Origin of the sequence: Chitinophaga sp. (assembly GCF_036569125.1) — a bacterium.
In the GTDB taxonomy this organism is placed as follows: domain Bacteria; phylum Bacteroidota; class Bacteroidia; order Chitinophagales; family Chitinophagaceae; genus Chitinophaga.
Genome location: NZ_DATCRF010000540.1, coordinates 1 through 6,948, shown reverse-complemented (window position 1 = coordinate 6,948; position 6,948 = coordinate 1). Strand labels below are relative to the sequence as shown.

6 protein-coding genes and 1 pseudogene are annotated in these 6,948 nt (G+C 49.0%); 4 read left to right on the top strand and 3 right to left on the bottom strand.

Translation table 11 applies throughout. The annotated features are described in order from the left end of the window. Positions 1-486: pseudogene (locus VIM87_RS20335) on the bottom strand (lipopolysaccharide biosynthesis protein); the annotation flags it as partial. A gap of 92 nt (positions 487-578) precedes the next feature. On the opposite strand from VIM87_RS20335, the gene VIM87_RS20330 reads away from it, so the two are divergent. The 4 genes from VIM87_RS20330 (at position 579) to VIM87_RS20315 (ending at position 4,346) form a co-directional block, all read left to right on the top strand. After that, entirely contained in the window at positions 579-1,472 is an 894-nt protein-coding gene (locus VIM87_RS20330; protein ID WP_331998779.1) for a glycosyltransferase, read from the top strand. Next, on the top strand, positions 1,469-2,416 hold the full coding sequence (locus tag VIM87_RS20325; protein WP_331998778.1) for a glycosyltransferase family 2 protein: 948 nt from the start codon (positions 1,469-1,471) through the stop codon (positions 2,414-2,416). Before VIM87_RS20330 ends, VIM87_RS20325 begins: the two co-directional genes overlap by 4 nt. A 5-nt stretch (positions 2,417-2,421) precedes the next feature. Beyond that, on the top strand, positions 2,422-3,426 hold the full coding sequence (locus VIM87_RS20320; RefSeq protein WP_331998777.1) for a glycosyltransferase family 2 protein: 1,005 nt from the start codon (positions 2,422-2,424) through the stop codon (positions 3,424-3,426). Positions 3,427-3,518: 92 nt separating this feature from the next. Next, entirely contained in the window at positions 3,519-4,346 is an 828-nt protein-coding gene (locus VIM87_RS20315) for a class I SAM-dependent methyltransferase (RefSeq protein ID WP_331998776.1), read from the top strand. Between the two features lie 8 nt (positions 4,347-4,354). Here the strand turns inward: VIM87_RS20315 and VIM87_RS20310 are convergent, their stop codons facing one another. Together VIM87_RS20310 and VIM87_RS20305 are read right to left on the bottom strand one after the other, a co-directional pair. Next, entirely contained in the window at positions 4,355-5,485 is a 1,131-nt protein-coding gene (locus VIM87_RS20310) for a glycosyltransferase family 4 protein (RefSeq protein WP_331998775.1), read from the bottom strand. Further along, positions 5,482-6,948, bottom strand: a 1,467-nt coding sequence (locus tag VIM87_RS20305; RefSeq protein ID WP_331998774.1) for a YfhO family protein, incomplete at its 5' end; no start/stop codon positions are given. The genes VIM87_RS20305 and VIM87_RS20310, both read right to left, overlap by 4 nt.

Sequence of the window (6,948 nt, the reverse complement as noted above, 5' to 3'; positions counted from 1 at the left end):
CCGCATCACCAGCTCTTTCTGGAAGTTAGCGGCTACCGATGAAAAGTGGTTCCAGGCCTGTGCTTCCAGCAGGGAAAACAATAACAGGAATAAGCTAAGGGGGTAAACGGTATAAAAATATTTTATGAGCAGGGGAGAGTTGGTGCCAAACTTGGTTACTACCAGGTCTTTAAACAGGAAAGAGCACAGGCATACTGCTACAAAACCAAGGAGTGCTATAATAGTAGCTTTGCCAAACAGGTCGCGCTTTTCTAGTGGAAGATTATCCCGGTAGTAAGGATAAAAGCGGTATAATACAGGAAGGGTGCCCAGGTTGGCCAGCGCAAAGAAGTATTGCGCTATATTCAGCAAAATGCCTATTAAGCCATATTCCGCCGCGGTAAAATAGTGGCCGGTTGTAAAAAGCCAGGTGTTAATTGCGCCTATAAAAAAGCCGGTGTATATAATAAAGGAGGAAGTAATGCTTTGTTTCCTGATTATGCCCATTTTCCTGTTGCTTGGTTGTAAAGATGGCAAAAATCATGCATTATAGGAAAGTTTGTATTTTTAAGCTTTTTGGAATTTATTGTACTGTTATTATGATCTCTGTTATCATCTGTTCTGCCGACAATGGCCGCATTGAAAAGGTAAAAGCCAATATAGCGGCCACCATTGGCGTGCCGTATGAAATACTGGTGATCACCAATGCGAAGGAGCTGGGGGGCATTTGTAAGGGATATAATACCGGGGCTGCGGAGGCCGCGTATGATCTTTTGTGCTTTGTGCATGATGATGTGACCTTTTTAACCCCAGAGTGGGGAGTAAGAACGGCCGCACATTTTGCGCAGCAGGAGGCCCTGGGCCTTATAGGGCTGGCGGGCAGCCGGTATAAAAGCGCGGCCATTTCCGGCTGGGCTACCGGGCAGCCGGCATTTGACTGCTGCAATATTTTCCAGGCAGGCAAAAGCGGCGCCCCGCAGCGGGTATACCTGCACCCGGCCGGGCAGCCGGATAACCTGGTTAGTGTGCGTACCCTGGATGGGGTGTGGCTGTGCATGCGTAAAACCGTGTGGCAGCAGTACCCTTTTAATGAGGAAAAGCTGCCGGGCTTCCACTTTTATGACCTGGACATCAGCCTGCGTGTATCCCAGCGTTATATGACAGGCGTGGTGTTTGATATAGACCTGCTGCATGATTCTATGGGCAGCTTTGGCGAAGCCTGGATCAATCATGCCATACATTTTCACCGCCATATTAACCAGGTGCCTTTACCGGCCCTGGCGCCGGGGGCAGCGGGGGAAGCGGCTGTAGCCACCGCGGAAAAAAAAGTAACCAGCTACTGGTTAAACCGTTTAATGAAAGAGCCGATCAGCGAAGCGGTACGCTGCAAGTGGATACTGGCTGCCGGCGCCTGGAAACAACCGGGCCGCTGGACAGATGTAGCCAGGCTGCTGCTGTACCCCATTAAAAAAACACTGGAAAGGAGATCATGACCAATAGCAACATTAAAATATCTGTTTGCATACCGGCGTATAAGAACCCGGAGTTCCTGCTGCGGGCGCTGGCATCGCTGGCTACGCAGCAGTGCAGCAGCTGGGAAGTAATTATTACGGACGACAGCCCGGATGAAAGCGTGCACCAGGTGGTGCAACAGTTCCAGCAGCAGCTGCCCATACAGTATTATAAGAATACCCCGGCGCATGGAATGCCGGCCAACTGGAATACCTGCTACGATAAAGCCAATGGCGCCTATATTAAAATATTACATGACGATGACTGGCTGGCGCAGCCGCAGGCCCTTGAAAAAATGGCTGCTGCGCTGGATGCGAACCCTGACTGCGATTTTGTATATACCGCTTACAGCAACCATTACCTGCAAACCGGCGATATTGAGGATGTGCATTGTAACGCCTTTTACCAGCGGCTGTTACAGCAATCGCCCGTGAACCTGTTCCAGCGCAATTTTATAGGACCGCCCAGCGTTATTATGCACCGCAACAAACCTGCTTACCGGTATGATGTAAAGACCCGCTGGGTGGTGGACATTGACTTTTATATGCAGGTATTACAGGCCAATCCGAAGTTTGTGTATATAGATGAAGTGCTGGTGAATGTAGGCATCAGCGGGGAGCAGATCACGCGCGACTGCTTCCGGGTGCGGGAGGTGGAGATACCGGAGAACTTTTATTTGCTGCGCAAATTCTCTTTAAAAGCGCTGAATAATATTTACGTGTATGATTTTTTCTGGCGTATGCTGCGCAACCTGGAAATAAGGCAGATAGCAGACCTGCGCTCATCCGGCCTGGAAGGGGATATTCCTGCTCCGGTGCGGCAAATGCTCACTTTACAAAGGCAGTTCCCATTGCGTGTGCTGCGCATAGGCGTTGTATCCAAGCTGCTGATGACCTTCTCCTATTTATTCCGTAAAAGGCTATAACCAGTATGGACCTTTCAATTATTATTGTTAATTATAAGAGCGCCGCCCTGATACTGGACTGCATACAATCCATTATACAGCAAACCACCGCTATCAGCTACGAAATTATTGTGGTGGATAATGATTCGCAGGATAACAGCGAGCAGGTGATACTGCAGCAATACCCGCAGGTACGATGGCTGCAAATGGGCTACAACGCAGGGTTTTCACGTGGCAACAATGCCGGTTTACGTATAGCCCATGGCGAGATGCTGCTGCTGCTGAACCCTGATACCATTGTACTGGATCATGCGCTGGATGGCTGTGTAAGCCGCTTCCGCGCATCAGACTACGCCGCCTGCGCAGTACAGCTGTTAAACCCCGACGGCAGCCCGCAGATAACCGGTAATTACTTTATGAAAGGCGGATTAAATCACCTGCTGCCATTGCCTTACTGGGGCGGTTTTTTGCGCTGGCTGGGCTATGCGTTGCAAACCAAGGTGCCCAATGTACGCGCAGCTGCAACAGAGCAGGTGGTGGACTGGATCAACGGCGCTTACCTGATGGTGAAAAAAAGCACGGTTGAGAAAGCGGGCTTAATGGATGAGGACTTTTTTTTGTATGCGGAAGAAACGGAATGGTGCAGCCGTATTAAAAAGGTGGGGCAGCTGGTGGTGTATGGCGATCTGCATGTGATACACCTGCAGGGTGAAAGCGCCAATGCTGCTTTTGAAACCAATGATAAAGGTTATTATGACCTGTATAGCCGCAAAGGTTTTCAGCTAATGCTTTCCAACCATCTGCGGGTGCGCAAGCAGTACGGGGTACTATGGTTCTTTATACTGCTGTTTAATTATACTTTTGCGGTGCCGGTAGCTTTTGTGTGCAGCTTTATAGCCAATTTACTAAGGTTGCGTAACCCGTTTAAGCTATGGCCTAAAATAGGGCAGCTGGCAGGGAATGTAGGCCGGCTGTGGGCTACTACTCCCTATATTGTGCGTAATGAGCCTCACTTTTATAAAGTGTTGTAATTGAGTATTTAGTAAATATTGTATCTTTGATTTATATGTAGTTATTAATAATATATTTAATTGTAGCCAACAATAATCCATTTAAAACATCTATGAAATTCACCGCACACAACATTTTGCTGAACAACGGCCAAAAAACCATGGGAGATGATTCCATTTTATTGTCGGACAGCGCTGTTTGGTCATCCATAAAAAAGACCGTTGATCTCTTTATTCCCCCAACAGCCGGCGACAGAAGCAAGATGCGCGTGGTAGACCTGGGCTGCCTGGAAGGCGGCTATGCTGCTGAATTTGCGAGAATGGGTTTTGACAGCCTGGGTATTGAGGCAAGGGCTGAGAACATTGCGAACTGTAACTATGTAAAGGACAACCTGGGCCTTCCCAACTTAAACTTTGCGCAGGATGATGTGCGGAATATGGGTAACTACGGCAAATTTGATATTACGCTTTGCTATGGCCTGCTGTACCACCTGAACGATCCTGCAGCGTTCCTGAAGCTGATCAGCGAGTGCACCACCAAAATGCTGCTGTTAAATACGCATTTTGCACCGGAAAGGGATGTACGCTACCGGCTGGGGCCTTTGAACAAATATTTTATAGCGCCTATTCAAAAGCGTACGCGCTTATTTGAACACCAGTATAACTACCGCCTGTCGCCCATTACAGAAAATGAAGGTTATAAGGGCCGCTGGTTTAAAGAATGGACCCCGGGCGCTAAGAAAGAGAAGATCGAAAAGCTGCTGTGGGCTTCCTATAACAACCACCGCTCTTTCTGGTTAACGAAAAAAGAGCTTACCAAAGCAATGCATGCAGCCGGGTTTAACAGTGTATTTGAACAGTTTGACTACACCGGTGACCTGTTCCGCGAAAACTATACGCAGTATTACAACCGTACCATGTTCGTAGCTATAAAACACTAAGCATATTATTAAGGGCGGGCTATAAGGGCCTGCATCACAGCGGAAGCATCCCTTGCAATATTCGTATTGCTGTAATATTCAAAGAAAGAAGGGGGAGTAGCTTCCGCTGTATTATTTTGCTGCAGCATAAGCGTTATGAACTGCTGCCAGTTATTATCCGCTGCTACCTGCAGCTTATTGCCACATACATCTGTATTTACGCCTATGGCCCCGCTGGCGGTTGATACCACGGTTTTGTGGTACGCCAATGCTTCCAGCACCTTGGTTTTTACGCCACCGCCTTCCATTACCGGGTTAATGAACACATCTGCTGCTGCAAAATATTCCCCGATATCATTTACAAAACCGGTATAAATAACACGGTCATTGGTAGCTTTTACCTGTGCTGCCAGCTCCTGCGGTAAACCTTTTCCGCTAATGAGTATTACATACGGGGAGGTGGCTGCTTTTTGCAGCAAAGGATCTATATCCGTTAATATTTTGCGTACGGCCTGTTGGTTGGGCTGGTAGCCCAGCGCGCCGTTAAAATAAAAAATAGTGCTGTTGGAGGGTATATTATGGCGGGTGCAAACCTGTGCGCGCAGGGCAGCGCGGTTGGTAACGGCCGGCGGCGCTGTAATGCCATAGGGGGCTACGCTTACCTTTCGCGGATCCAGGCCGTATTCACCAATGGCGGTATCTGCATCTTCCCGGCTAATGAAAAAGCTGTGGGCTGCTTTACGGTGTACCCATTTTTCATAGGCCCGTAACAGTGACCACCACTTTTTGCCCATGCTGCGGAAACGGGCTGCCTCTATGTTATGTGAGTGTACTACAAAGCTGCAGCCGGTGCGGGCCTGCAGCCATACGGCCATCCATCCCATGTAGGGATGCTCTATTTGCAGCAGCTGCACATTTTTTTGCCGGATGGCTTTTGCCAGCTTACCTACATAGAAGATATTAAGATAACGGGTACGGCTATTGGTGAACAGCGGCCATAGTGCGTAAGGCAAAGGCCCTTCCGGCTGGTTGGCCTGTACAGATGCCACGGTAAGCCGGCAATAGTGCGCCAGGGCTGCATAATAGCCGGCTATGAATAACTCGCCTCCTTTCCTGGCTGGCAGGTACGGGTAAGGCGCGATACTCAATACATGCATCATGCCGGAACCGCTTTTTTACGCTGCTGTATAATGTACAATGCAAACGAGCCGATAATAAGCACCATCATCACCACAAAGCTGAACAGGGATATTTTAATACCTGCGTAATAAGATACCGGTTCAAACTTAAACTCAATGGTGTGCTTACCGGCAGGCACCAGCATACCACGCAGCGCATAGTTCACGCGGGCGTAGGGCACCTTTTGACCGTCGATAAAGGCATTCCAGCCTTTTTCATAATACACTTCAGAGAATACGGCAAACTGTGGGGTAGCCGCATTGTATTCGTAAGAGATGGTGTTCAGGTTATTGGCAATTAAATGAATGCCGGCAGCGGAATCATACACCGGTTCGCCCTTCACATCTGCTTTATAACGCTGGTCTATGATCACGGTATCTTTTGGATCAAAATGGTCCATTGCACTCATTTCAGCATCGGCATTCGGCACCCATTGAATATGTTTTACAAACCAGGCATTGCCCAGCGCATCCGGGTTGCGGGCTACGGCTGGCTGCCCGTTCTGGCCGGGTTGTATCACATACTTGGTATTGAGCATGTTCAGCACCTGTATATTGTTCTTACTGATCTGGCGTTCGATCAGATCCAGGTACAGCTGCAGCTTGGCTGCATGGTAACCGCCTACGCTTTTGTGGAAGTAGGAAGTCATGGCATCGTTAAACGGGCCACTGGGAGCAGTGAGGTTAAATACCCGGTAGTAGGGATCTTTATCCTGCAGGATCTGCTGATCGGCCGCTGTGGGCTGGAATGGATCGCCGTAGCTGGCTTCATCCATAAAATCATCGCCGCTCAGGTAACGTTTATCTACCTGCAGCAGGTCAAGCAGCAGTAATATTACTACGCCGCCTATGAGTACATCCTTGTTCAGCTTACCTGACAGGAAAAGCCATAACAGCCCGAAGATCAGGCCGGTGAACAACAGGGAGCGGAGCACATCATTACGGTACAGGGTGGCACGGTCTTCACGCAGGGCTTTCATCATACTTTCCACGATCGCATTATCGCCCCGCGCCATTTGTGTAAGCTGTGACTGGAACTGGTTATCCGTACCGGGTGTTTCCGGGTTATTGGAAAAGTTGGTGTAAGACAGGGAGGTAGATGCCAGCAGCAATAATACCAGGATGCCGCCGGTGATCATACCGGTGAACTTCAGCTTTTTCAGCAGCTCTGCTTTCGGCAGCTGGCTGGTGATGAGCTCATTTAACCCCATTACCGCCAGCACCGCAAAGGTGAGCTGCGGGAAAATGAGCGCTTGTGAAGGTGCGCGGAACTTGCTGTAAAAAGGTAAATGATCAAACAGGAAATAGTTAAAGGCTGCAAAGTTGCTGCCCCAGGCCAGGAAAATACCGAACACGGTTACCGCTACCAGCCACCATTTATGCCATGATTTTATGAGGAACAGCGCCAGTATGGCCAGGAAACACACTACAATACCCAGGTACAC